The organism is Sulfurovum iocasae (assembly GCF_047716765.1).
In the GTDB taxonomy this organism is placed as follows: domain Bacteria; phylum Campylobacterota; class Campylobacteria; order Campylobacterales; family Sulfurovaceae; genus Sulfurovum.
The window spans coordinates 1,256,420-1,281,231 of sequence record NZ_CP180410.1 but is presented as its reverse complement, the minus strand read 5'-3'; the positions used below and the strand labels follow the sequence as shown (position 1 = coordinate 1,281,231).

22 protein-coding genes and 1 riboswitch are annotated in these 24,812 nt (G+C 36.8%); of the genes, 8 read left to right on the top strand and 14 right to left on the bottom strand.

What is annotated here, in order from left to right; all coding sequences use genetic code 11:
* Positions 1 to 3 precede the first annotated feature (3 nt).
* The 5 genes from ACLHDG_RS06210 (at position 4) to ACLHDG_RS06190 (ending at position 5,542) form a co-directional block, all read left to right on the top strand.
* On the top strand, positions 4 to 624 hold the full coding sequence (locus ACLHDG_RS06210) for a lysozyme inhibitor LprI family protein (RefSeq protein WP_415408136.1): 621 nt from the start codon (positions 4 to 6) through the stop codon (positions 622 to 624).
* 75 nt (positions 625 to 699) lie between these two features.
* Positions 700 to 2,469, top strand: a complete 1,770-nt coding sequence (aspS, locus tag ACLHDG_RS06205; RefSeq protein WP_415408135.1) for an aspartate--tRNA ligase — start codon at positions 700 to 702, stop codon at positions 2,467 to 2,469.
* A gap of 108 nt (positions 2,470 to 2,577) precedes the next feature.
* A complete protein-coding gene (locus tag ACLHDG_RS06200; protein ID WP_415408134.1) occupies positions 2,578 to 3,171 on the top strand; it encodes an adenylate kinase in 594 nt (197 codons plus the stop codon).
* 228 nt (positions 3,172 to 3,399) lie between these two features.
* The gene (locus tag ACLHDG_RS06195) at positions 3,400 to 4,677 is read left to right on the top strand and encodes an OmpP1/FadL family transporter (RefSeq protein WP_415408133.1); all 1,278 of its coding nucleotides are present in this window, start codon (positions 3,400 to 3,402) and stop codon (positions 4,675 to 4,677) included.
* Positions 4,678 to 4,735: 58 nt separating this feature from the next.
* Positions 4,736 to 5,542, top strand: coding sequence for an efflux RND transporter periplasmic adaptor subunit (locus ACLHDG_RS06190; protein ID WP_415408132.1), 807 nt, complete (start codon positions 4,736 to 4,738; stop codon positions 5,540 to 5,542).
* A gap of 48 nt (positions 5,543 to 5,590) precedes the next feature.
* Here ACLHDG_RS06190 and ACLHDG_RS06185 read toward each other — a convergent pair whose 3' ends face one another.
* From ACLHDG_RS06185 to ACLHDG_RS06165, 5 genes are all read right to left on the bottom strand, one after another.
* Positions 5,591 to 6,760 carry a hypothetical protein gene (locus ACLHDG_RS06185; RefSeq protein WP_415408131.1) on the bottom strand — a complete coding sequence of 390 codons (1,170 nt, stop codon included), beginning with the start codon at positions 6,758 to 6,760 and terminating at the stop codon, positions 5,591 to 5,593.
* A 34-nt stretch (positions 6,761 to 6,794) separates the two neighbouring features.
* A complete protein-coding gene (locus tag ACLHDG_RS06180) occupies positions 6,795 to 8,573 on the bottom strand; it encodes an efflux RND transporter permease subunit (protein WP_415408130.1) in 1,779 nt (592 codons plus the stop codon).
* Positions 8,573 to 10,198, bottom strand: coding sequence for an efflux RND transporter permease subunit (locus ACLHDG_RS06175; protein WP_415408129.1), 1,626 nt, complete (start codon positions 10,196 to 10,198; stop codon positions 8,573 to 8,575). Before ACLHDG_RS06175 ends, ACLHDG_RS06180 begins: the two co-directional genes overlap by 1 nt.
* A 96-nt stretch (positions 10,199 to 10,294) precedes the next feature.
* On the bottom strand, positions 10,295 to 11,380 hold the full coding sequence (locus ACLHDG_RS06170; protein WP_415408128.1) for a histone deacetylase: 1,086 nt from the start codon (positions 11,378 to 11,380) through the stop codon (positions 10,295 to 10,297).
* Between the two features lie 61 nt (positions 11,381 to 11,441).
* A riboswitch (cyclic di-GMP riboswitch) is annotated at positions 11,442 to 11,517 on the bottom strand.
* 98 nt (positions 11,518 to 11,615) lie between these two features.
* Complete coding sequence (locus ACLHDG_RS06165; protein ID WP_415408126.1) at positions 11,616 to 11,903, bottom strand: hypothetical protein; 288 nt, start codon at positions 11,901 to 11,903, stop codon at positions 11,616 to 11,618.
* Between the two features lie 92 nt (positions 11,904 to 11,995).
* Here ACLHDG_RS06165 and ACLHDG_RS06160 point away from each other — a divergent pair, with 92 nt between their 5' ends.
* Complete coding sequence (locus ACLHDG_RS06160; RefSeq protein ID WP_415408125.1) at positions 11,996 to 12,544, top strand: YSC84-related protein; 549 nt, start codon at positions 11,996 to 11,998, stop codon at positions 12,542 to 12,544.
* 13 nt (positions 12,545 to 12,557) lie between these two features.
* Here ACLHDG_RS06160 and ACLHDG_RS06155 read toward each other — a convergent pair whose 3' ends face one another.
* The 5 genes from ACLHDG_RS06155 to ACLHDG_RS06135 all read right to left on the bottom strand — a co-directional run bounded on the left by ACLHDG_RS06155 (position 12,558) and on the right by ACLHDG_RS06135 (position 18,500).
* Positions 12,558 to 13,430 carry a radical SAM/SPASM domain-containing protein gene (locus ACLHDG_RS06155; RefSeq protein WP_415408123.1) on the bottom strand — a complete coding sequence of 291 codons (873 nt, stop codon included), beginning with the start codon at positions 13,428 to 13,430 and terminating at the stop codon, positions 12,558 to 12,560.
* The gene (locus tag ACLHDG_RS06150; RefSeq protein WP_415408121.1) at positions 13,430 to 14,497 is read right to left on the bottom strand and encodes a hypothetical protein; all 1,068 of its coding nucleotides are present in this window, start codon (positions 14,495 to 14,497) and stop codon (positions 13,430 to 13,432) included. The genes ACLHDG_RS06155 and ACLHDG_RS06150 overlap by 1 nt, the downstream gene beginning before the upstream one ends.
* 112 nt (positions 14,498 to 14,609) lie before the next feature.
* On the bottom strand, positions 14,610 to 15,170 hold the full coding sequence (locus ACLHDG_RS06145) for an SH3 domain-containing protein (RefSeq protein ID WP_415408120.1): 561 nt from the start codon (positions 15,168 to 15,170) through the stop codon (positions 14,610 to 14,612).
* A 212-nt stretch (positions 15,171 to 15,382) separates the two neighbouring features.
* Positions 15,383 to 16,492: a hypothetical protein gene (locus tag ACLHDG_RS06140; RefSeq protein WP_415408119.1), complete on the bottom strand. Its 1,110-nt coding sequence runs from the start codon at positions 16,490 to 16,492 to the stop codon at positions 15,383 to 15,385.
* 13 nt (positions 16,493 to 16,505) lie between these two features.
* Positions 16,506 to 18,500: a vWA domain-containing protein gene (locus tag ACLHDG_RS06135; protein WP_415408117.1), complete on the bottom strand. Its 1,995-nt coding sequence runs from the start codon at positions 18,498 to 18,500 to the stop codon at positions 16,506 to 16,508.
* A 180-nt stretch (positions 18,501 to 18,680) separates the two neighbouring features.
* Here ACLHDG_RS06135 and ACLHDG_RS06130 point away from each other — a divergent pair, with 180 nt between their 5' ends.
* Together ACLHDG_RS06130 and ACLHDG_RS06125 are read left to right on the top strand one after the other, a co-directional pair.
* The gene (locus tag ACLHDG_RS06130) at positions 18,681 to 20,468 is read left to right on the top strand and encodes a 7TM diverse intracellular signaling domain-containing protein (protein WP_415408116.1); all 1,788 of its coding nucleotides are present in this window, start codon (positions 18,681 to 18,683) and stop codon (positions 20,466 to 20,468) included.
* Positions 20,465 to 21,163 (top strand): response regulator, encoded by a 699-nt coding sequence (locus ACLHDG_RS06125; RefSeq protein ID WP_415408115.1) that lies wholly within the window; start codon positions 20,465 to 20,467, stop codon positions 21,161 to 21,163. The genes ACLHDG_RS06130 and ACLHDG_RS06125 overlap by 4 nt, the downstream gene beginning before the upstream one ends.
* A gap of 47 nt (positions 21,164 to 21,210) precedes the next feature.
* Here ACLHDG_RS06125 and ACLHDG_RS06120 read toward each other — a convergent pair whose 3' ends face one another.
* The 4 genes from ACLHDG_RS06120 to ACLHDG_RS06105 all read right to left on the bottom strand — a co-directional run bounded on the left by ACLHDG_RS06120 (position 21,211) and on the right by ACLHDG_RS06105 (position 24,789).
* The gene (locus tag ACLHDG_RS06120) at positions 21,211 to 21,792 is read right to left on the bottom strand and encodes a membrane integrity-associated transporter subunit PqiC (RefSeq protein WP_415408113.1); all 582 of its coding nucleotides are present in this window, start codon (positions 21,790 to 21,792) and stop codon (positions 21,211 to 21,213) included.
* On the bottom strand, positions 21,792 to 23,435 hold the full coding sequence (locus tag ACLHDG_RS06115) for an intermembrane transport protein PqiB (RefSeq protein ID WP_415408112.1): 1,644 nt from the start codon (positions 23,433 to 23,435) through the stop codon (positions 21,792 to 21,794). The genes ACLHDG_RS06120 and ACLHDG_RS06115 overlap by 1 nt, the downstream gene beginning before the upstream one ends.
* A gap of 113 nt (positions 23,436 to 23,548) precedes the next feature.
* On the bottom strand, positions 23,549 to 24,148 hold the full coding sequence (locus tag ACLHDG_RS06110; protein WP_415408111.1) for a paraquat-inducible protein A: 600 nt from the start codon (positions 24,146 to 24,148) through the stop codon (positions 23,549 to 23,551).
* Positions 24,145 to 24,789, bottom strand: coding sequence for a paraquat-inducible protein A (locus ACLHDG_RS06105; protein ID WP_415408110.1), 645 nt, complete (start codon positions 24,787 to 24,789; stop codon positions 24,145 to 24,147). Before ACLHDG_RS06105 ends, ACLHDG_RS06110 begins: the two co-directional genes overlap by 4 nt.
* Positions 24,790 to 24,812 lie beyond the last annotated feature (23 nt).

Below are 24,812 nucleotides of genomic sequence, written 5' to 3'. Positions count from 1 at the left end.
AAAATGACACATATTAATACTAAGGTAGTGATTTCTATCATATCTATATTTGTAACCTTTGGTTCATTACATGCAGCTAGTTTTGATTGTAAAAAAGCAGGAACATTCATAGAACATACAATTTGTGGAGAGGCTAAGCTTTCAAAGCTAGATGAAGAGTTGGCAAGAGCTTACAAAAAAGCTAAAAACAATACAGACAAAGATGCTTTAAAAAAAGAGCAAAGACAATGGATCAAAACGAAACGCAAATCTTGTAAAGATGTTCAATGTTTAAGAAAGGTATATGCTGAGCGTGTAGATGAGTTGAATGCTTATAGTGAATCTTCCGGAAATGCTACTTGGGCTGGAAATTATTCACATGACAAGAGTAATGCTACTATTGATATAAATAAAAATTTAACGTTTAGATACTCATCTGTAACTGCACGAGGTAATATCTGTGATTTTGAAGGAAAGTTTGTTCAAGAAAGAGATACTTTGGTCTACAAGAGTCGTAGTGAGTATATGAATTGTTCTATGAAAGTAATTTCAACTAACGATAAAACTATAAATATTTCCGGTGGATGTACCTATGGAAGTTGTGGTATGGGATCAGACATTAATAATGGAAAATATAAAAAGTAATTCATTTCCAGAGCAAATTCAACCCTAAACAACTTTTAGCTATAATCGCGTCATTATAAATACATAGGATAGTTGATGAGAACACATTATTGTGCAGAGATAAATGAAGAACATATCGGTGAAGAAGTCACTGTAGCAGGTTGGGTTGCCAGCCGTAGAGACCATGGTGGGGTTATCTTTATAGACCTTCGTGATAAAGATCAAGTTATACAACTTGTATGTGATCCCGCAGACAATGCAGATGCACACAAACAAGCTGAAGACATTAGAGATCAGTTTGTTGTTATCGCTACGGGGAAGATAAGAGCTAGAGGAGAAGGCCTTGAGAACCCTAACCTCAAAACAGGTAAAGTTGAAATGGTTGTGGACAAACTTGTCATAGAGAACCGTTCAAAGCCTATGCCTTTTGAGCTTAATGATGAAAAAGTAAACGAGGAGATCAAACTCAAGTACCGTTACTTAGAGCTTAGAACACAAAAGTCTTATGATATTTTCAAGCTTCGTTCAAAAGCGACCATTGCAACGAGAAATGCGCTTGATGAGCTTGGATTCCTGGAAGTTGAGACACCGATCATTACCAAGTCTACACCAGAGGGTGCAAGAGATTACCTTGTACCTTCACGTGTACATGGTGGTGAGTTCTATGCACTTCCACAGTCACCACAACTTTTTAAACAACTTCTTATGGTTGGTGGTTTTGACAGATATTTCCAGATCGCTAAATGTTTTAGAGATGAAGACTTAAGAGCAGACAGACAGCCGGAATTTACTCAAATAGATGTTGAGATGTCTTTCTGTGATCAGGAAGATGTCATCACGGTAGCAGAGAAACTCATCTCTGATGTATTTATAAAATGTGGTTTTGATGTTCCAACTAAATTTAACCGTATGACGCATGCCAATGCTATGGAAAAGTATGGTTCAGACAAGCCGGATATGCGTTATGACCTGGCGATGGTAGATGTGATCGATATCTTTGAAAGATGTGATAACGAGATCTTCTCAAGCATTGCCAAGACGCCTAAGAAAAACCGTATCAAAGCACTTAAAGTTCCAAAAGGTGATGAGATCTTCTCTAAGCGTCAGATGAAAGGTTTTGAAGAGTATGTACGTAAGTTTGGAGCATCCGGTCTTGGTTACTTCCAGATGAAAGAAGATGGTCTTAAAGGACCTTTGACTAAATTCTTTACAGAAGATGACATCCAGGCTATTATCGACAGATGTGAACTTGAAGTGGGTGATGCAGTCTTCTTCGGTGCAGGTGACAAAAAACTTGTATGGGATTATATGGGTCGTTTCCGTATCTACCTTGCTGAGATCATGGAGATCATCCCTAAAGATACATTTGAATTCTTATGGGTAATGGACTTCCCTATGTTTGAAGTAGAAGAAGGTAAAGTAAAAGCACTTCACCATCCATTTACACAGCCTAAAACTTCAAAAAATGGAACTATAGACTATGAAGATATCGAAGATATCGAGTCTATCGCGTATGACATCGTACTGAACGGTACAGAGCTTGGTGGCGGGTCTATCCGTATCCATAAAGAAGCTATGCAGGCAGAGATATTTAAATTGCTTGGTATCGATGAAGAAGAAGCACAAGAGAAGTTTGGTTTCTTGCTTGAGGCACTGAAATTTGGTGCACCTCCACATGGCGGTTTTGCACTGGGTCTTGACAGACTTATCATGATCATGACAGGGTCTAGCAGTATCCGTGAAGTGATCGCCTTCCCTAAAACGCAAAAAGCACAATGTCTTCTTACTCAAGCACCAAGTGAAGTAGATGCGGAACAGCTTAAAGATTTAAGTCTTAGAATTAGACAGGCAACACCAACAGCGTAAGCACCTCGTCATCCTCGTGCTTGACACGGGGATCCACAAGTGGCATGAAATTTAAACTCTAGATTCCCGGGTCAAGCCCGAGAATGACGAAATATTAAAGGACAAAAAATGAAAAAATTATTTCTTATCATCGGAGCACCAGGTTCTGGGAAAACAACAGACGCAAGCATCATTGCTGAAAAAAACAGTGACAAGATAGTACATTACTCTACAGGTGACATGTTAAGAGAAGAAGTAGCAAGCGGATCTGAGCTAGGTCAAACTATAGAGAGTTACATCTCTAAAGGTGCACTTGTTCCTCTTGAGATCATCGTAAATACTATTGTATCTGCTATCAACAATGCCCCTGTTGCCAATGTACTCATCGATGGTTACCCAAGAAGTACAGAGCAAATGATAGCTTTTGATGAACTTGTATCTAAAGAAGACAACATCGAACTTGCATCAGTTATCGAAGTAAGAGTGAGCGAGCAAGTAGCTAAAGACAGAATCCTTGGACGTGCTGCAGAGGCTAAGCCAGGTGAAGAGCGTTCAGATGACAGTGTAGAAGTATTCTTTGATAGAATGAAGATATATACTGATCCATTGGCAGAGATCCAAGAATTCTATACAAATAAAGAACTTTTAACGGTTATCAACGGTGAAAGAACTCTTGAAGAAGTAGTTGCCGATATGGAAGCGTTTGTAAAAAGTAAAATCTAATTCAATATCTCTTCATTCTCACGGTTTCCGTGGGAATACACACATCCATTAAATTTCAATCTCCCCTCTTTAGCTAAATACTATTACATACCAATAATCTACACTTTCAAATATTATAAACACAATTTTATTTTATACAATTTATTTTAAGTATATTATTATAGAATATAAATACAACTTATTTATAATTATATTTTAAATGAGTAAAACTATATAAAAAGGAATAGGATGAGAGCAAGATCTGTTAAATTATTGGGGAATGGTATCGTACTGTCACTAGTAACTTCTACACTACTACATGCAACAACTGGGGATACATTGGTCGCAGTAGGTACAAAAGCCAGAGGTATGGGTGGCGCAGGTATAGCTGTTAGTCACTGTGCAGAATCAACTTTGCATAATCCGGCACTGATCACTTGTACTAAGGGGACTTCAATTTCATTTGGAGGCACACTCTTTATGCCTGATATCAGTGCACAGATGGGTGCTGCTGCTTTGCATGAAAGTGATGCTGATATGAATATGATTCCTACAGTCTCCATTTCTCATAAACTCGATGAAAATTGGTTTCTCGGTATTGGTATGTGGGGAACTGCCGGAATGGGTACTGATTATCGTAATGCAACTCAAACTCCTATGGATTCAGGTAATATGCATATGGTGACCAACTTGCAACTTATGCAGTTTGGTGTATCTGTTGCATATAGAATTGGTGGTTTAGGTGTAGCAGTCACACCTATCCTGCAATATGGTTCATTAGATATAAACTATCAAAATTTTGATGGGAGTAATGTAGGTGATGGTGTTGCACAAGATCTTAATTTTGGAGTGAACTTGGGTGCTTATTATGATTTCACCGATAATGGTATTGATGGTTTGACACTTGGTGCAGTCTATAAATCAAAAATAGATATGGATTACAGCAATCAACTTTCAAATGCTACACAACCGTTTGTTGATTTTGGTATCTTCCCTGGAGCTATGGGTAATAACTTGGAGCAACCTGCTGAGTTCGGTATAGGGTTAGGATATAAAATAGATCAGCATACCTTTGCATTTGACTATAAACAAATTCAATGGTCTGATGCAAAAGGCTATAAAGATTTTGGATGGGAAGATCAGGATGCGTATGCAATAGGATATCAATATACTCAAGATAATTGGGTACTCAGACTAGGTTACAATCATGCTGATCACCCTATCACAGAAGCACCTAGCGGTCCACAAGTTATTGCACCGGGAAGCTATGCACAGGCCGGAGGAAATGCTCTTAATCTCTTTAACCTCTTAGGGTTCCCGGCTACTGCAGAAGATCACTATACGATAGGTGGAAGTTATGCATTTACTGACGCTTTTGCTGTAGACTTTGCATATGTATATGCACCTGAAACAGAAACAACTATGAATACTATCGTAGGATTTGATGGAACAAATCTATATACAGGCCCATCAACTGTATATCACACAGAAAACAGTGTATCATTCCAACTGTCTTACAAATTTTAAATTATATTCCCACTTTTAATGTGGGGATATAGTATTATTTATCCTATGGAGGTACAGTATGCTTAAAATTATCCTTCTTCCCCTACTCTTAACACTTAGCTTATTTGCAGGTTCCCTTTCCATTACCGGTACAGTCGTTTCAGACAATCAAAAGATGATCGGTGCCCGTTTTATGGGGTATGTAAAACATATCTATTTTAACATTGGAGATAAAGTAAAACGGGAAGATACACTCTTTGAACTTGAATCTGCAGAGTTTGACATCTTAAAAAATCAGGCAGACCTGGCTTTGGAACAAGCAGAGATCATGGTTGATATGTACAGAACCAGACTCGACAGCATTCGTCGTGAAAAAGCACTGATGAGAGTCAGAGGTAAAGATAACTCGATAGACTGGCAAAATATGGACCTTACAGCTGACAATGTACAGGCCGGTCTTGCTGCAAGTCGTTCAATGGTAAAAAATGCTGCCGAAAAAGTCAAACAGATGGCAACCATTGCAAACTACCTGGAAGTTAAAGCACCCAATGACGGGATCATCGTGCAAAAGCGTATTCGCGTGGGTGATCTTATAGTTCCGGGCATGTTAGCTATGGTATTGGTAGATCTGGACCATCTTGAGATAGAGGGTCAGATCTCAGAAGCAGACCTGCTCAAAGTCAATGCTGGTGATTTTGTAGATGTCACTATTCCCTCTATCAAATTCAGCACACGTGGTCGCATCAAATCCATCGTTCCCAGTGCGAACCCTATGACACACACCTTTACTATTCGTATCTCTTTTCATAAAGGTCATACAAAGATCTTTCCCGGTATGTATGCAAAGATAGGTATAGAATATGGTGATGAATTGGTTCAAAAGTAGAGGCTCATACCCTCTACTCGATTCTTTTTTTATTAGCTCAGTAAATATCTAATTTTTTCGTAACTTACCGTTAAAATTTACTTTCAGTACCCATACATCACTGTCTCTTCTTCGATCAGTCTTTTTATCTCCAACGATAAGATACCCATCCTCTGTAGTTAAAATATCATAACCTGCATCGTCACTCTCTCCACCATAGGTTCTCTCCCAGAGCAATTTACCCTTTTTGTCTATCTTGACCAGATAGAGATCAGAACCGTTTCGGCGTGTAAAACTTTCTGACTTCCCAACCATCACATAGTTGCCGTCAGGAGCCTGTGTCACTGCAAAGGCTTGATCATCACGACTTCCACCATAGGTGCGTTGCCAGAGCTTATTTCCTTTTTTATCTGTTTTTACCACATAAACATCTTTATAATTATTATCAAAGCTCTCTGTGGTCCCGACCATTAAGTAGCCATCATCTGTTTCGATCACATCAGAGGCACAATCATTATCTTTACCACCATAGGCTCCGTACCACTGCTTTTCACCCATTTTATCGAGCTTTACGATATAGCTGTCAAAATCTCCATGTCCGTAACTTTCGGTTTTACCTGCCATCACGTAACCATCTGAGACAGAGATGACCGCATGGGCATCATCTTCATCTTCACCACCGTAAAAACCACCCCAGAGTTTATCTCCCTCTTTGTTTGTACTGAAAATATAAGGATTGACCTTAGCCCCAAAAAATTGTAAGTGAGTCTCTGTACCGGCGAAGATCAGTTTATCTCCATCAGCTACCAAGGCACTACCATTGTATTGGTCATCATCATCTCGATAATAGGTAGTTTGCCAATCTACTTTCCCTTCACTGTCAATTTTCACCATATAGAAGCTGAGATTCTCATTGCCATATGTCTCTGTAGAACCGACAAATACAAAATCCTTTCCAAAACGGGTAATAGCATTCGCCTCTTCATCATCTTTACCGCCATAGATTTTTGACCATAGTTTCTTTCCATTTTTATCGATCTTGATCACATAGGCACCAAAATCCCTATGATCTGTAAAACTTTTGGTCTTACCTGCGATCAAATAACCATCATCCGTTTTAACCACTGACTTTGCTACATCATCCTCATCTCCGCCAAATACCGTCTCAAATACAATAGACCCCTCTGCGTAAATGAGTGACGAACCCACTAATACCATTCCTAAAATCATTTTTCTCATATTGACCTCCAATTTTTATTTATAGTACCCTCTACTATCTTCTTTTAAGTGGCGGGAAGAGTGATTTAATATTATCTGTAATGATGCACCAGGTACCTTTTCTCACCTTTATCTCACTCATGAAATATCCATCTGGCATCATAGCTTTGGCATTATCCATAAGCACAGGGATAAAGAACAAAGAAACCAGTGTAGCCGCCATACTTCCAAAGATCAGTGCTACACCCAAACCACCGAAGATAGGGTCTGTTGCAAGAAGAAGTGATCCAAGTATAATAGCTACAGCTGTAAGCATAATAGGCTTAGCCCTTGTTGCAGTTGCAATGGCAATGGCTCTTTTCTTTTCCATGCCTTCATCAGCGATCAAAGATTTTGCAAAATCTATAAGCAATAGAGAACTACGCGCAGAAATACCCATAAGTGAGATAAACCCTATAAGTGAGGTTGCCGTGAGAAAGAAATGTGTATCTGTAGCATAAAGCTGTATCTTATCTGTCACCCAGTGACCAACTATCACCCCGATAATAGAGAGGAAACTTCCTATAAGAACAATACCGCTTAAAGCGAAGGATTTATAGTACACGACCATCAAAAGAAACATCAAGACCAATGCAGATATAAAAGCCCCTCCCAGATCACGGAAAGTATCGAGTGAGACTTTCATCTCTCCATCCCAGCGTAGAAGCATTTTAGCATCTGTTTGATTATCTACCATATTCAGATCAAACATGAATGTCGTAATGCCCGGTACTTTAGTGATATTATAGTCTGTTCCCAAGACTTCCAGCATCTTCTCCCTGGCTTCAAGCAGTGGATAGACTTGACTGACCATATCACACTCTGCAGTAATGGTCACCATATTTTTAAGGTTTTTTCTAAAGATTGTAGGACTTGAGTTGGTTGATCTTGTTTTTACCACTTCACTTAACGGTACCATCATACCTCTTTGGTTCATCAGCTTAAGAGAAGAGAGTTTATTAAGCAGTGCTGTCTCTGTATCGAACTCAACCAGACGCGTTTCATCATCCAGTCGTAAAAAGATAGGGATCTGATCTTGCTGGTCTCGCGTATTTTTCACAGCAATTGGCATCCCTTTAAATGCAAGAAAAACGATCTGATTGACTTGATCTACACTCAAGCCACTACGTATGATCTTCTCCTTATCTGGAACAAGATCATACTGCGTATAGAGATCATCTTGCATGACATCTACATCTACAAGCCCCTCTGTATCTGCCAATATTCCTGCAACTTTGTTTGCTGTTTTACGTAAGACTGCATCATTCTTACCATAAAGTTCTATGACTATGGTCGCAAGCGTTGGAGGTCCTGAAGGCATCTCCGTAAAACGTATGGAAGCATTTTCAACCAAGGAACCGCAAGCCTTGTTGATCTCTGGTCGTATGCGGTGTACCATCATAAAAGAGGGTTCATCTCTTCCATGTTTGTCTGTAAGGTTAATAACGATCTCTGCCTGGTTTTTAAGTGACTTGAGCGCTGCACCTTTTACCAAACCGGCATAATCCAAAGGAGCACCCTGCCCTAAAAACACCTCCATATCGGTGATCTCTTTCTCTTTTTTAAGGGTATCTACAATACAGGTAGTAACCCGTTTAGTTTCTACTATGGAAGCATTGGTCGCAGTATCCACATAGATAGTAAAGGTATTGGCACTTTTACCCGGTAGCATTCTGGCAAGTACCATTCCACTTGGTATCATCATGACCGCTCCAGCCATAGAGAGAATGACAAGAAAAGTAACGATCCATTTATTACGCTTGGAGCTGATGATCTTATAAACAAAATTTTCCATCAGTCATGCCCTCCCTTTGTAAACTTTATGAATTTACGTGCCAGATAAGGGGCAAAAACATAGGCTACAAAGAGTGAAACACCCAATGCTACAGGTACATTCAGAGGGATGGGTTTCATAAACTGCCCCATCATACCACCCACAAATCCCATAGGTATCATCGTTAGCATGATGGCGATAGTGGCGATGTTCGTTGAAGGACCTATCTCATCTGTCGCCTGTATGATGATCTCATCAAACTCCATATCTTTCGATTCAGGCAGGTGCAGCCGTCGGTGAATATTTTCTATCACTATGATGGCATCATCGACAATAAGCCCAAGACTCAAAAGAAACGCAAAAAGTGTAATACGATTAATGGTCTGATCCGTCATCAAAGCGATAAAAAGTGTCGTTGCCAAGATCATCGGTACAGCGATCGTCACAACCATGGACTCTCTCCATCCAAGGAAAGGGATCAAAATAAGTGCAATGATAAAAATAGTGATCAAGAGGTGATGTACCAACTCGTTCACCGCTTCATTTGCCCGTTCACCATAATTACGGGTAACAATGAAAGCAACCCCATGCTTTTGTAACTCTTCTCTGGCTGCATGCAACTCTTCTATGGCACTTTCGGCTATGTGTACAGCATTTGTACCTTTAAGTTTAGAGACTGTCATAGTGATCTGGTCACCTGCATCGCGGAAAAGTACATTTCTTTCTTTATCATCATCTTCATGATGCTCTGCTTTACTATGCTGCTTTATGACATCATAGGTAATAGAAGCAGATTGGTAATTCTGTATATCATAACTATAATCCACTCTGGCAATATTTTTCAGATAAATAGGTGAACCCATATATTGGGCAACTATCAGTTCCTTGAGATCATCTATATCATCTATGGCATTCTTCACACCAAATACAACCAGTTTACCTGTAGCTGTCGTTGTATCTATCTGAGGTGCATTGGTGGCAATGGACCTGATCGCCCCGGCGACCTGTCCTAAAGAGATATGGTAACCAGAGAGCTTATGCAAGTCTATCAAGACATTGAACTGTGGTCGTTTTACCCCTTTGAGTGTGGTTTTGGAAACATTATCCAAAGCATTGATATTTTGTTGTATGTCACGAATGGTTTTATAGAGTTTTGTATTATTGTTTTTCTTATCACTCGGTTTATAAAAAGCTACTGTTAAGATAGGGATATCGATATCAATATCAAAAGGTTTCACCAAAGGCGGCATCGTACCCTTGGGAAGTTTATCCATATTTTGCATTACTTTATCGTAAAGTTTGAGGTTGGAGGATTCCCTATTCTCCCCTATGAAGTATTGTACATTCACCATTCCAAAATTATTCATGGCTGTACCATAAACATGCTCAACCCCTTTGATCTCACGAATACGGCGTTCAAGAGGTTTAATAACAACATTGGTGATCTCTTTAGGAGTAGCCCCTGGGATCGCTACGATCACAGAACCACCACTCACTTCTATCTGTGGATCTTCTTCTCTGGGCATTACTTCCAATGAGACATAACCTAACAATAAAATGGCAACAGCCATTACAGGCGTAAGGGGGTTGCTCAAAAAAGCTTTAGCAAGATGTCCGGCGACGTTTTTGATTTTATAGAGTTCCATAGATAGATTATATCTATTTTATTTATTTATATAAGTATTATTTATTAAAAAAATTTACAATAAAAACATTTGTGTCATTTGAACACATATTTAAAATCAGATAAGCATCTCTTCCAGTGTTACTTTCACATTCTTACCTAAAGCATCTACATCATAGCCACCTTCTAAAAAGAAAACAAAAGGAACATCTGCACTATCAAGTATTAAACGTACTATCTTTGCAATACCTTCAGTTGTGACATTTAACTGAGCTAAAGGATCACTTTCATGTAAGTCATAGCCTGCTGAAACTAAGATAATATCGGGATCAAAACTTTCAACATATGGGGGCATGTCATTTGCATAGATATCCAATACTTCATCATCTCCACCATCTGGCATCATCAAGAAGTTAGCGGTAAAGCCCTCACCAGCCCCAGAACCTTTATCTCTTTCAGAACCTGTACCGGGATAAGCAAACGCTTGATGGGAAGAGAAGTAAAAGACTGAATCATCTTCATAAAAGGTGTCTTGGGTACCATTGCCATGATGTACATCAAAGTCAATGATCATCACTTTTTCATAACCCAGACTTTGAGCATATCTTGCCGAAATGGCTATATTGTTAAAAAGGCAAAAACCCATAGCCTGTGCAGGTGTAGCATGATGTCCGGGAGGTCGCACAGCACAAAAAGCTCTTTGAAACTCTCCTGCTTTGATGCCATCTAGCGCTGCAATACCTGCCCCCACTGCTTTGACCGCTGCCTCGTATGAATCAGCACTGCATATCGTATCTGGATCGATAGATGTACCATGTTCACTGGCATCCAAAATATTTTGGATATGTTCCGCAGAGTGCACGGTTTGCAGTATCTCTTTAGAAGCCCGGATGGGGGATCTTTTCAATAGTTTATGCTGAAGTGGCTCTACAGCTTTATTGATAGCCACAAGGCGTTGCTTTGACTCCGGATGAGCCATACCTGTATCATGTTCAAGATAGATATCATCTGTAATATATGCTACTTTCATTTTTGCTCCTTTAGAACTATTATAATCTCTCTGTTCTTTATTCAATCCTATGTTAGTTGATTTTTTTTGACCTCTTCCCACATAAGCTAAAATTGACAGCAAGGCGACACTACTTGCTCCGGCAACTAATATTTTAGACAAAAAACTTCTTCGATTTTTAATTTGATTCTTCATAGGAATCTCCTTATTTTTTAATTGTTGTAATCGGAAGAAAAAAGAGAGATATCATAAAGGTACTGGCAACCTGGTGATCTTTTATAAGATCTATAGTTTTCCGTCCTCACCTCACGATGGGCTTGGCTTATTTAATACCTAACTACACTAGTTATGATAGTATAGAAGTATTAAACAAATATTAAATTCAAACAACTATAGGTCAATTTATACTCCTTAACTTTTAGTTAGTGGTTTAATATAATCTCTTTTTCAATGCTTCCACATCTTCTTTTAAAAGCTGTATCTCTTTTCGTAAGAACTTCATCTCTTCACGAAGTATAAATTCTTCTTTGTGTTCCATAGGTACAATTTGTTCTCTGATCTCTTTTTCTGTCTCTTCATCAAATAAAATATAAGTGACCTCTCTACCCTTCTCCTGAAATACTTCACTTTTAACTTTACCTGACTTTACCATTTTCATCACATTAAAAATACTCAACTTGTATTTTATTGCATAAGCTTTAATTGTAATTCTTTCCAAAATAAACCCTTTATTTTTATATTTTAAAATTATACACAATTGCTTAACATTTATTTGTTATAATTCATAAAATTACCTAAAGAAGGATTTCCATGAAACACAACAGACTTAACCCCTTAGCACTTATCGCTTCTCTTGTACTGCTTGTAAGTAGTTACTCTATAGCAGAACCGGCATCTGTCATTGAAGCCAAAGCAAACGAAGCACTTAAACAGTTTGCCAAAGAGGTTAAAGGTAGTGAAGAATTTCTTTCAAAAACCAAAGGCTACCTTGTTTTCCCTTCTGTAGTTAAAGCTGGATTTGTTGTAGGTGGAGAATATGGAGAAGGTGTATTGCGCGTAAATGGTGAAACAAAAGGTTACTATAGCATTGCATCAGCTTCTGTCGGATTTCAAATGGGACTTCAACAAACTTCTTATGTTATCGCATTTGGTTCCCAGTCAGCTTTGGACAACTTTATTAAGAGTGATGGATGGGAAGCGGGTGTAGATGGTGCTATTACTGTAGCTAAATGGGGTAAAGGAAAAGATATAGGATCTATTAGTTTTGAAAAGCCCATCTATGCTTTTGTTTTTGGTGCAAAAGGTTTGATGTATAACCTTAGCCTTGAAGGAACTAAGTTTACGAAGATCAATCGTTAAGATATCTTAAAATCTAAGAGAGGTTAAACCTCTCTTTATAACTACACTTCTGGCAAAGTTCTTCTACGGCTTTGCCTTCTTTAAACCCTTCTAGCATATTTGTAGCACGTTTATCGGATAATATCTCTTTTAAACTCTTATCATGCAAATCACCAAGTTCCATGATCCCATCACAGTCCAGACAACATGGTACAATCTTTCCGCTAGCTAAAATAGCTACATGTGACTGTAACCCTTGGCACATTCCATCACCATAGTTTTTATTTGATAAAGACGGCCACTCAAAATAGTTATCAAAATGTATAAGTACCTTAGAAGCTAAACGTATGGACTTTGGCCGTTCTTTATAAACATTATCCAGATCAAGTTCATGGTCAAAGGCTCCTGAGAGTTTAGAAAAAAGTGCCTCATTGAATGTACGTTCACTCATCATCTCATCTAGGTTCCAGACACGAAGGTTGATGAACAGTTCTTCTTTTCGCTCTAACTTGGCATGACACAGGGTAAGTACAGGAGTAATATATTGTTCAAAAGTGATAGAAGTATCATTCTTATTAAAACTATTGAGTGAAATATTTATCTGTTTTACACAAGGGTGGAACAGTGTATCATATGCATGTTTTTTGAGAAAATACCCACTTGTGGTCAGCATCGCCTTCAATCCATGCTTATGGATGATATCAAGGTAATCTGAAAGGTTAGATAACGTAAGTGGATCACCCACTACATGACAGGCTATCTCTTTGGTATAAGCGTTGGCTTGCATGATGACAGACTCAAAAAAGTCCAGATCCATCTGCTGGGAAGGTAACTCTTTTGTTGGGCAGAAACTGCAACTCAATCCACAAACATTTGTCAGCTCAATATATATACGATAAAATTTCACTATTTCATGCAGCTTGAAAGATCTGTAATATTTTTTGAACCTCTAATGCATTTCATTCTTGATTCAAGTAAAGAGATATTTTCATCAAAATCATCTAAGACCTTATCTTTCTCTTTACCTTTCCATTGTTCAATATTATTTTCTCTATCTTTTGTCAATTGGGCTTTTAATTGTACAACATTTTCCATACAGGTATTTGCTTGTATCCAGTTATCTGCCTGCTGTAAACAGACACGTGTTTCTTGAATACTTAACAAAAATTGTGGTAAAAACAATTTTTGTTTCTCAAAAACATTTTGACTAATTTTATCTAACCATACCCTCTTTTGCTCAGGAGTAAAGTTATCTTCTTCAATCTTATTAACTGATAATTGCTTTTGCATATCTTTACCTACACTAATTAAAATTTTAGAAAATTCTTGTGGTAATTTTTTACTTTTAGTCTTACTATGTGTTTTAAAAAGTGCAAATTTTTGTATAGGATAGTTCGGTATGCTGCAGTTAGCTGCTGAAGTATCTATATCAAATTTAATACTTGATGCTTTTTTCCGGTAGTATGTTCCTAAAAGGTAATGTTCAACAAGAAGAGGTATTCCCTTATAAATACATTTTCGTACCCCAACTCCTTCCCAAATATCACAAGTATATCCCGCAATCTCCTCTTGACCGGTCTTAATAAGATCTTTTGTAATATATTCTTGAAAATTACCCTTAGACATTTGACGTTCTAAAATCTTTTTAGTTTTAAAATTTACATCAAATCGCTGCTTATCCTCTAACTTCTCACATCTTTGTATGGTTTCTATATTTTGTAGTGCTCCGGATGTTATCTCTTCAAAATTCTCCTCTATAAGCGCAACAACACCCCAATCTTTAAAACGCAACTTACCTTTTCCCTGGATAGTGAGATTCACATCCTCTGTAAGTTTTCCTCCACCACTAATAGTATAAAGTATCATACCTGATTCAACATCAAATTTTTTTTGATCTGTTTGGGCTGAAAGGAGTGTCATATTCCCAAGAGATAAAAATAGGAAAATGACTGTAATTTTGTTCAGATACGACATAGACTTCCTTGACTGCTCTCATGCAGAGGTAATGTTTAGGTAATGAAATTGTAGCATAATAATAAACCGCAAGGTAAATATAGAGCTTATTTCTTTATTTATGCAGTTGTATTCAATTATAAGGTGATACTGTTTGAAGATAATCTTCTATAAACATTCCGGTATTACAAAATCCATCTTCATTATCTGGAGTTACACCAAATTGACTTTCACCCTTTAAATACTCTCTTTCTATCCATTTAGTTTTTAACTCTTTTACATTATGCTCATTATCTGTTATATACTCATATACAACTTCACATTTACCATAATTACATCTAAGTACATAGTCACAATTCTTCTTGCCTTTTACAATGACATATCCACGATTACTGCATATAAGATATCGAGCATTTACCCAACCTTTATGACTGTCATCTCCAAAATTTTCATACCACTGTTGTACCATAGGATAGACACGGCACCATGTTGCCTTATCAACCTTTTTACACTTCTCTATACCAACATATGCACCTTGTTGTAATACAGCTACTTTTTTAGATCTGTAATCTGCTTGACTACGGACATTTAATACATCATTCTGTGAAATATTTATCACTTTTCCAAAAAGTGAAGTACTATTCGCCCATAATCCAACTGACAATAGTACAGTAAGTATTACTATTATTCTCATCTATTTTCTCAACCATCCAGGTGCAAAGATAGATCTATCTACTTTTACTGCTATTTTTTCTCTACTTGGTTCAAACATTTATAACCAAGACGCATAATATCCTCATTTTTTAAGAAATAATTTTTACTCTGATCAATATTTGCCATTAACATACTACTTCCCAACAATACGGTAAACTTACTTTTACTATTTTTTTCATTTTTATTCTCCTTTTACTCTTCAGGAATACATTTTTTAATAGCTTGCATTGTCTGTGCTTTTTTTACACAAGGTACTATTTCATTTAAATACTGATCAAATTCACCAAGTATCTCTTTCTTCGTTTTAGGACTCCACTCATCAACTAGCTCATCTGTTTCACCACTTCTGGTATTCATTTCATCATTACATTGATTTGCCTCTTTAAGTGTATCTGCCTTCTTTAGACATTTATACCCAAAACGCATGATCTCCTCACCTTCCAAAAACTGCTTTTTCATTCTAGGAAGCATTCCTGTCATCATGGCATCTTGCATCTTTTTTTGCTGTGCTTTGGTTGCTCTTTCTCCCTCTTTGATGCCAGCACTTTTGGCTGATTCTGCCATCCTGTTATGTAGGTCTTCCATAGCCTTGGCCGCCTCTTCTGCTTCACCTTCAGCTTTTTTATCCATCAGGCTCAACTTACTTTTATCCAACTTATTACCCATATCGTCATAGATAGGGAAATCAGGCAATTTAAAATCATCAGAGGAAAGAGAAAGATCAAATTGGGCTTTAGTTGCAATTTCAGTATTCTTTATACCCATTACATCTGTTTCCACTCTAAGCGGGATACCCTTATACATACACTGCTTTGTTCCCATCATCTCCCAAACATCACAGGTATAGCCCAATACATTATCTGTACCAGTTTTTTTACCACCCATTTTTTTCATCATCTCTTCACCAGACTGCTTCATATTTTTTCCACCACCCATGAGTGCACCCATAGACGCAGCCATATTTTTCATACGCATGATCCGTTTAGATTTAAAATCTACATGATAAATCGCACCCTCTTTCATATATGTCATTGTATGTGTTTTAGTGTTTTTTGTTTGTCCCATGATAGTCTGTTTGTCTATCTTGTTCTCTTCGGTCAGATTTTTTGCTCCATAATTATCAAAAATTACTCTTTTCTTACCAATAGTTTTCATCTTTTGACCCATAATCTCACCAGAACCTGTGATCTCATACTCTACTTTTCCACTCTTAATATCATAGAGTTTCATCCCATTTGCACCTGCAACCAACATGCTGCTACCCATCAATACTGTTAAACTTACTTTTAGTATTTTTATCATTTTCATGTTCCCTTTATTTTGTAAACATATCAAGTTCTTTACTCATATCATCAAACTCTTTATCTGCTTTTGCATTATCTGCATTCTGTTTTTCTTCTTGCTTTTTCTGTGCTTCCGGATTTGCTCCCTGCATCATACCACCAAGTGCGCCAAGCATTGCACCAAGCTCATTGAGTTTTTTTGCATCTTCCTGACTCATTCCTTTTATCTCTATCTGTTTATCACCTATCGTTATTTTTTCACTCTTTTGCTCTTCTTGCTTAGGAGAAGATGTAACTTCAAGCTCTGCTGAATCTGCTTTGATCAGCTCTTCTTTGGTAGGCTCTTTCTTAATGTCTGTCATATCAATAAGCAGTTTCGACTGATCTCCACCCACAGTAAACTTAACTTCTTTTGTATCATTATCAACTTTAACCTCAACACTGTAATCACCACTGTCTAATATCACTTTTAAAGTATCCGAACACTTAATTTGCTTCTCATTAACAAGCTGACCACTGCTGGCATAGATCTCATAACTTATTTTTACATTCATGTCAGAACATTTGGCTTTGATCAAAAACTGACCAAAAGTCACATGGACTTTAGTAGTCTCACCTGCTTTGACCTCAAGTAGTGTTTCTTTTTTAAAATTATTATAACTCGATTCAATAATATATTTTCCTACTGGTATTTGACGTGTTCCTGCACTTTTTTTACTGGAGTTAGCTCTAGCAACAAGATCCCCTACTTTACCATCTTCATTTTGAACAATATTATGATAAGCAGCAATCCATTTTCCACCTTCTTTTTCTGAAGCTGTAACTTCCACAGTACCTGTTTGACCCATAACCACATGTATTTTGGTCACTTCACCCGGCTTCACTTCAATTGGTGTAAATACTTCAAAGTCATTATAGGTTGACTTGATGATATATTTTCCTACCGGTATTTGTGCCTTTCCGACACTTTTTTTCCTTGAATGCGCCGTAGCAGCACGATCTCCCGCTTTACCATCTTCATCTTCGTAGATACTGTTATAAGCAACCACCCACTTGCCATCTTCTTTTTCACTGTTACTGATCTCTACCATACCTGTTTGACCCATAACCACATGTATTTTGGTTACTTTACCCGGCTTCACTTCAATTGGTGTAAATACTTCAAAGTCATTATAGGTTGACTTGATGATATATTTTCCTACCGGTATTTGTGCCTTTCCGACACTTTTTTTCCTTGAATGCGCCGTAGCAGCACGATCTCCCGCTTTACCATCTTCATCTTCGTAGATACTGTTATAAGCAACCACCCACTTGCCATCTTCTTTTTCACTGTTACTGATCTCTACGGTATGCTCAAGCTTCTTCGCTACAGGTTTCGGTGCGGGTGCAGGCTCAACCTTCTCCACCTTTTTAGCAATGACTTTCATAGCTTTATTCAACGCAGCAGCATTCTTAGCAGAAAAATACTCCCCACCCGTAGCACTTGCTATACACTCCAACTGCTTATCAGTCTTTTTGTCGACATTAAAACCTATAACATGTGTGACAAAGTCTATACCTTGTTTCTCTAACTCTTTAGCAGTACCACATGGGTCAGGGTCACACGTCTCTTTTCCGTCTGAGATAAGGATGATCGTTGCTTTCTCTTCAGTATACTTAATCTCCTCTGCAACTTTACGCAAAGAACGGGAGATAGGTGTTTTCCCTTTAGGTTTAATACCCATTACCGTTTTAATGACTCTGTTTTTATCTATCTTTCCCACAGGGATAATGGTTTCTATGTCATTACAGTCACCCTTTGAACGGTGTCCATACACAGTCAAACCCAACTCCACAGAAGGATTCCACTCTCTGACCACATTTTTTAACGCATCTCTGGCTATCTCTATTTTAGTCACACCATTTATCTGTCCCCACATACTTCCCGATGCATCAAAAATGATGACCGCACGAGGATTATACTCCGCCAATACACTTGTAAACAGTGTTGTAAAAACCAACACAAAAACCAACAACAACTTCTTCATTCCCTGTCTCCTTTTGATATACTTATGATTCATTCCAATTAAGTCTAACATGATAATGTGCCAGAAGTGTGCCAAAATGAGATTTATACATAATTTTAGATAAAATTTTTTATGTTAATTACTTATAGAAAAAGCATAAGCTTTATTTTTTTATTATTTATTTTCATGAATAGCTCTCTAATGGCCAATAGCATCAATATCTCTCAACAAAAACAAATTTCACTTTTGGAAAACAGTAGTGTTTATATTGATGAAAAACAACTAAGCATTCAAGACGTATTGAAACAAGATCTATTTGAAATATATCTTAAACCTTATATCAATATCGGGACATCACAAAAAACGATTTGGATTAAATTTAGACTTCAAAATCCTACTCAAAAACCTATAGAAAAATCACTTATACTCACATCTTCTCTTCTTGAATATATAGCACTCTATAAAGATGGTGATCTAAACAGACCTATCATAAAAGGTGTTTCGCATATCACCAAAGAGCATACAACTCTTTTTCCATTCTATAACATTCAACTAGAAGCAAAAACTTCCCAAGATTATTACCTGGAAGTAAAATCCCTTTACGAACCCGTAGATTTTGGAGTAGGAATACAAGACAAAAATGAATATCTTGCCGAGGATAGAGCTCAACAATTTGTCAATATCATGCTTATAGGCATGGTTCTTGCACTTATGCTTTATAGCTTTTTGGTCTCTTTTTACACAAAAGATAAAAGTTACAGCTATTATAGTTTTTATCTCTTCTTCCTCGTTTATCAACAGATGACCTATCTTGGATTGACACAGATCTATTTTCCTGTAGATTTTGTTGTCATTGATATAAAAATACCTATTATAAAAGTAAGTACCCTACTTATTACAGCTTCACTGTTTGCTATGTATTTCTTAAAAACAAAGCAGAGACCAATACTGCATAAGATCTATAAACTTTTTGTCTTCATTGCCCTGATGGAAATGATCATACTCTCCATACCAGGTATGTATAATCTCAATATTGTCATCATTACTGGTGCACTTTTCATTATTTTCAATCTTTCTGCCAGTATTATCTCTTACAGGCAAGGGTATACACAAGCCAGGCTTTTTATAGTCGGATTCAGTATAGTATTTTTTTCTTACTTGCTTATCATTTTAGATGCTATTGGTCTTACTTCTATCATGCAGGATTTTCAAAACATACTTATGTTTGGAACAGCCTTTGAAGCACTTATCCTCTCTTTGGCATTTGCAGACAGATATGTCATTTTACAAAAAGAGAAAGAGAAAGTAGATGCACATATGTTAATAGCGTCAAAGGACAGAGCTTCTATTATAGAAAATGAAGTGATCAAAAAAACACATGAACTCAATCATGCTTTGAAAACAAAAGAACTCTTACTAAAAGAGATACACCATAGAGTTAAAAATAATTTACAAGTCATACTTTCCATGATCCGACTGCAAAATGATGAGATAGAAGACAAAGTCGTCATGGAAAAATTCATCAATCTTGAAAACAGGATCAACGCCATAGCAAAAACGTATAATATGCTTCTCATTAAAGATGATCTTGAAGAGATAGATATGCAAGAGTACATTGATTCACTCCTATGGGATATACAGGGAACTGTCAATTATAAAAGCCATAAAATACGTATAAAAACAGATATTGATGCTATGATACCTTTACGAGAATCCGTCTATATAGGGCTTATTATCAATGAACTGGTTACCAATGCTTACAAATATGCCTTTGATGATCATAAAGGTACTGTTTTCATATCTTTATATCACAATGAAAATGATTTCATATTGACAGTAGAAGATGATGGTAAAGGCTTTATAATAGAGGAAAATCATAAAACACTAGGATTAAAATTGATCCATACACTCGTATATGATCAATTAGGGGGTGACATGGAAATATTTACAAATGATCATACAAAATATATTATAAGGTTCACTATATGAAAGAGATCAATATCCTTATCGTTGAAGATGAGAGTATCGTTGCTATGGAGATAGAAAGCTATATCAGGAAACTTGGATATGCTGTGGTTGATATCTGTTCTAATGCCAAAGATGCCTTCACAGTAGTTTCAGAACAAAAAATTGACATCATACTTATGGATATTTGTATCAAGGGAGAGTTGGATGGCGTAGAGACTGCCGCACTCATTAAAAAAAGTCATCCTCATATAGAAATCATCTTTCTTACTGCACACCTGGATGATTACAATGTCGATAGAGCAATAGAGATCAACCCTACCGCATATCTTTCAAAACCTTTTAACAGAGAGGAGTTACGCGTATTTTTAAAAATTGCACTCCGTAGAGCAGACAAAGAACCTGCACTTTGTGAGGAGCATAAGCATCATATCATTCTTGATGATGAGTTTTCTTATGATCCTTCAAGCCATACGCTTTACTGTTGCTATGAGATCATTGATCTTACAAAGAAAGAGAGTGATCTTTTAGAACTGCTTATAGAAAACAAAAATAATGTTGTAGATTTTTATACCCTAGAAAATACCATATGGCCGGACAAAGACACGAATACAAATACTATCAGAACATTAGTGAAAAGATTGAGAGAGAAACTAAAACATAAGTTTATAAAAACTATCTCTGCACGTGGCTATAGACTACTTGTATCTGCTAATTAAAACCTGTAAATAGCATTAGTACACCTGTGAGGGGGGATTATAATTAATTAAAAAGATTTCACCCCTTGAGCCACTTCCTCTTCAAGCACACCAAAAGCTTTATCCATAGCAGATACTATATTGGCTGCATCGCTTTTGGTAGGTACTGTTGTACTGAAAAGCCCTGTTTTACGTCTCTTGGTACTTATATGCGTCACTTCCCAGTCAGCATCAAGGTAGACTCTGTCACCTTGGGCTATGAAGCGTGTAATATTTACATTGACTTTCACAGTTGCCTCTCTGTCAAGACCCCATGGATAGGCATATACACTTGGCTGATGGAACTTTTTTTGTAAAAAGCTGATGAGTCTTTGTGTCAATCCTGCATTCAGGTCCTCTCCCCATACTGCACCGCTTAACAAACTTATCTGGCTTGATGTTTTTGCCACGGCAATTTCTCTTTTGTAAAGATATTCCGGAACAGTCACTTTTTCTACCCCAATGATTCTGCTTTTATTTGTATAGGTAACAGCCGGTTGAGGAGCTTGAGAGAGTACATAGTAACTGCCAGATGAAACACATCCGTTAAAGATGAATAGTGCTATGAGTGTAAAAAGTGTTTTTATTTTTATACTTGTAATTTTTTGCATTAGTTATCTCCAAAAATAAGTGAATTTGGTTTACGATTAAGCATTCTTAAGAATATTTTCATCTCTTGAGATGTTTTTGTAAGTACATTAAGTGTTTCCATCAATTGGCGTTTTTCAATAGGGTCACGCTCATAGCCTTTAACCACTTTTTCCGTACTTTTCAGTGTACGTGTTATTGATGTAATTGCTTTATTTAGCTCATCAGGCAATACTTCAAATGATTTTTTGCTTGTTAATGCGTTAATATTTTCTATTGTTTTCTTCAGGTCGATCAGTACTTCATTCGCATTAGCTATAGGTACTGCAGTATCATCAACCACTTTGTTCACTGAGGCAAGTAGTTTTTCCAAAGGCAAGTTATTGAGCTTATCAAGTATTTGAGTCATGCTTGTCATGATACCTCTGGAACTATCCCTTGTCATTGGCAAGCGTGCATACTTACTACCCTTAACAATACTTCCATTCCCATCTTGATGATTAAATGTCAGGTCGATAAAAAGCATACCTGTGATAGGATCAAGTGCAACTAATTTAGCACGCAAGCCCTCTTCTACCGCTTGATAGAAATTCAATTCTCCACTGGAGTTAGACTCATGCTTATCTTCAAATACAGAAGTATCAATATCAACTAATACCTGGCCTAACATTTTATGTGTACTTTTATCGTATGAGAGTTCCATGTCACTAACCCTACCAATGTCAAACCCATCAAAACGTACAGGAGCATTTACTCTTAAATTAGCGATAGAATCATCAGTAAGCAACATAAATTTTTTAATAGCTTTAGTTACAGAACCTATCGTTGTACTTTCAGCCTGAGTTTTACTTTCATAAAGAGGAAAAACATGTCCTTCTGCTACAGAAATGTTCTTGTCTTCTCCAGATGAAGAGAAAATAATCCCTCCTTGTAACATAAAATTCAAAGGAGCAATATTGATATCAAGATTACCTTTGGTAAAATCAATATTCATCATGTTTTTTGTCCAAAACTTAGAATCATCATGAACAAATGGCACATATTGTTTATCTATGAATATAATAATATCTATACTTTTATTATCCAGAGCAAGATAAACATATTCTACTTGTCCTACTTTTATATTTTTATAATAAATAGGCGTACCTACTGATACATTCTCCCCGTTTAGCGAAGCAAGATGAAAATATTCACCTTCAACACTATCACGATAAGGCTGAGTAAGACCAATAAACTTTTCTTTAAATCTTTTTCCACCTGCTTTTGAATATACATTCATGTATGTTCCTGAAATCAGTGTATCTAATCCACTAACACCCGATAAACCTACTTCCGGTTTCACTATCCAAAACCTTGCATGTTCTGTCAAATAAGGTTTTGATTTTCTGGTATTCATCCGTACAACAACAGTGACACCATCTGTCTCTTCATCTGCATAAATTTTTGTTACTTTTCCTACAGGTACATTTCGAAACTTTACCAAACTCTGGCCGGCAACCAAACCTTCATTTTTGGGAAAAACAATTTTAATCTCCGGTCCACGCTTTGCAAAATGCTGATATCCTAACCACCCGGCAATGATCAGTGCTATAAAAGGTACGATCCATATAGAAGTAATAAAATTAAACTTGCTTGATTCTTCTATCTCCGGTATCTGTTTTGACATTTATCTATTATCCTTAATTAATGTTTATATTATTATAACGCAGATGAGCAAAGCCCATCTTCTTCGCTAACGCTATGTCCTCTTCAGCAGAGGGCTCTTGCAACTAGTTGCATTTATCTATTATCCTTAATTAATGTTTCATCAAAGGCATGTGCTGCCAAAAGTGTAAAAAAGACTGAGATAGCAAAAGCTGTTGCTGCTGTACCTGCCAGGATCTCGACACTGGACAAATGTATGAGTGCTGCGAGTATCGCGACGACAAAAACATCTATCATCGACCATGGTCCGATCACTTCAGTCATATAATACAATTTATGTTTATTTACTTTTTTATCTTTTCCTAAAGGGTATTTTACACTAATTAACAGATAAATCAAGATAAGGAATTTTAAAACAGGGATCACTATGGATGCAAAGAAAATAATGACAGCCACCGGATATGATTCAATCTCCCATAACAGAATAACTCCACCAAGGATCGTACTTTCATCTCGAGTACCAAACGCAGAGGTAACTAACATAGGATAAAGATTTGCTGGTATATACGCAATAATAGCCGTAATAAGATATGCCCAACTTTTTTCTGTACTGAAACTTCTATGATGATAAATAGCAGAACCGCAACGACGACAAGAGTTTTTTTTACCCTTATCTATGTTTACCGCATCACATACAGGACATCGTATGAGTTTATCTTCGTCTATCTCGATCACTTTTCATCCTCATTTAACAGGATTCTTTTTCTTAACATCCATATCTCTGAAAGATGAATACTTTTAGTGATATAAATATCTATCAGAACAAAGATCATTAACGCCCAAAATGCAACACCTATATGTATCTGTCCAAATGCTACAAGTTTGACAAGTGCGACAAGTATACTGATAAAAAAGATATCTGCCATACTCCAAGGTGTAATATGAGAGAGTAAAATAAGCAGTTCTTTTGTCAACTTTTCACCACGTTCCATCTTTAAAAGCAAAAAGAGAAGCATATTTATAACAAATATCATCAAAGGAAAGATAAAGATCAAAAAAGCACAAATAAGTCCTACGATGTAAAAGCCATTATCTAACAGAGAAAAAATAGTTTTCGGGATAGTAATAAACTGTTCACTTCCCAATATATCTATTTGAATTAAAGGAAACAGGTTTGCCAGAACAAAAAAAATAAACCCTGTGATACTCAATGCCAAACCATGGTCTATAAGTTTACTGTCATACCTGTAAAGTATTCCTCCACATTCAGAGCAACATGCTTTACTTCCGTCTTTTATAGGAGTTTCTTCATTGAGGGTAAAACACTTGTGACAAATGACAAAGTTATCAAGGGCATCTTCATTTTCTATTTTCATTATGTGAATTATACCTAATGTAA

Coding starts and splice junctions, on each gene's coding strand:
- ACLHDG_RS06180 (WP_415408130.1), bottom strand. CDS start 8,573: ATGGAAAATTTTGTTTATAAGATCATCAGCTCCAAGCGTAATAAATGG.
- ACLHDG_RS06135 (WP_415408117.1), bottom strand. CDS start 18,500: ATGAAGAAGTTGTTGTTGGTTTTTGTGTTGGTTTTTACAACACTGTTT.
- ACLHDG_RS06150 (WP_415408121.1), bottom strand. CDS start 14,497: ATGTCGTATCTGAACAAAATTACAGTCATTTTCCTATTTTTATCTCTT.
- ACLHDG_RS06170 (WP_415408128.1), bottom strand. CDS start 11,380: ATGAAGAATCAAATTAAAAATCGAAGAAGTTTTTTGTCTAAAATATTA.
- aspS (WP_415408135.1), top strand. CDS start 700: ATGAGAACACATTATTGTGCAGAGATAAATGAAGAACATATCGGTGAA.
- ACLHDG_RS06195 (WP_415408133.1), top strand. CDS start 3,400: ATGAGAGCAAGATCTGTTAAATTATTGGGGAATGGTATCGTACTGTCA.
- ACLHDG_RS06125 (WP_415408115.1), top strand. CDS start 20,465: ATGAAAGAGATCAATATCCTTATCGTTGAAGATGAGAGTATCGTTGCT.
- ACLHDG_RS06145 (WP_415408120.1), bottom strand. CDS start 15,170: ATGAGAATAATAGTAATACTTACTGTACTATTGTCAGTTGGATTATGG.
- ACLHDG_RS06175 (WP_415408129.1), bottom strand. CDS start 10,198: ATGGAACTCTATAAAATCAAAAACGTCGCCGGACATCTTGCTAAAGCT.
- ACLHDG_RS06120 (WP_415408113.1), bottom strand. CDS start 21,792: ATGCAAAAAATTACAAGTATAAAAATAAAAACACTTTTTACACTCATA.
- ACLHDG_RS06130 (WP_415408116.1), top strand. CDS start 18,681: ATGGCCAATAGCATCAATATCTCTCAACAAAAACAAATTTCACTTTTG.
- ACLHDG_RS06200 (WP_415408134.1), top strand. CDS start 2,578: ATGAAAAAATTATTTCTTATCATCGGAGCACCAGGTTCTGGGAAAACA.
- ACLHDG_RS06115 (WP_415408112.1), bottom strand. CDS start 23,435: ATGTCAAAACAGATACCGGAGATAGAAGAATCAAGCAAGTTTAATTTT.
- ACLHDG_RS06210 (WP_415408136.1), top strand. CDS start 4: ATGACACATATTAATACTAAGGTAGTGATTTCTATCATATCTATATTT.
- ACLHDG_RS06105 (WP_415408110.1), bottom strand. CDS start 24,789: ATGAAAATAGAAAATGAAGATGCCCTTGATAACTTTGTCATTTGTCAC.
- ACLHDG_RS06190 (WP_415408132.1), top strand. CDS start 4,736: ATGCTTAAAATTATCCTTCTTCCCCTACTCTTAACACTTAGCTTATTT.
- ACLHDG_RS06140 (WP_415408119.1), bottom strand. CDS start 16,492: ATGATAAAAATACTAAAAGTAAGTTTAACAGTATTGATGGGTAGCAGC.
- ACLHDG_RS06160 (WP_415408125.1), top strand. CDS start 11,996: ATGAAACACAACAGACTTAACCCCTTAGCACTTATCGCTTCTCTTGTA.
- ACLHDG_RS06185 (WP_415408131.1), bottom strand. CDS start 6,760: ATGAGAAAAATGATTTTAGGAATGGTATTAGTGGGTTCGTCACTCATT.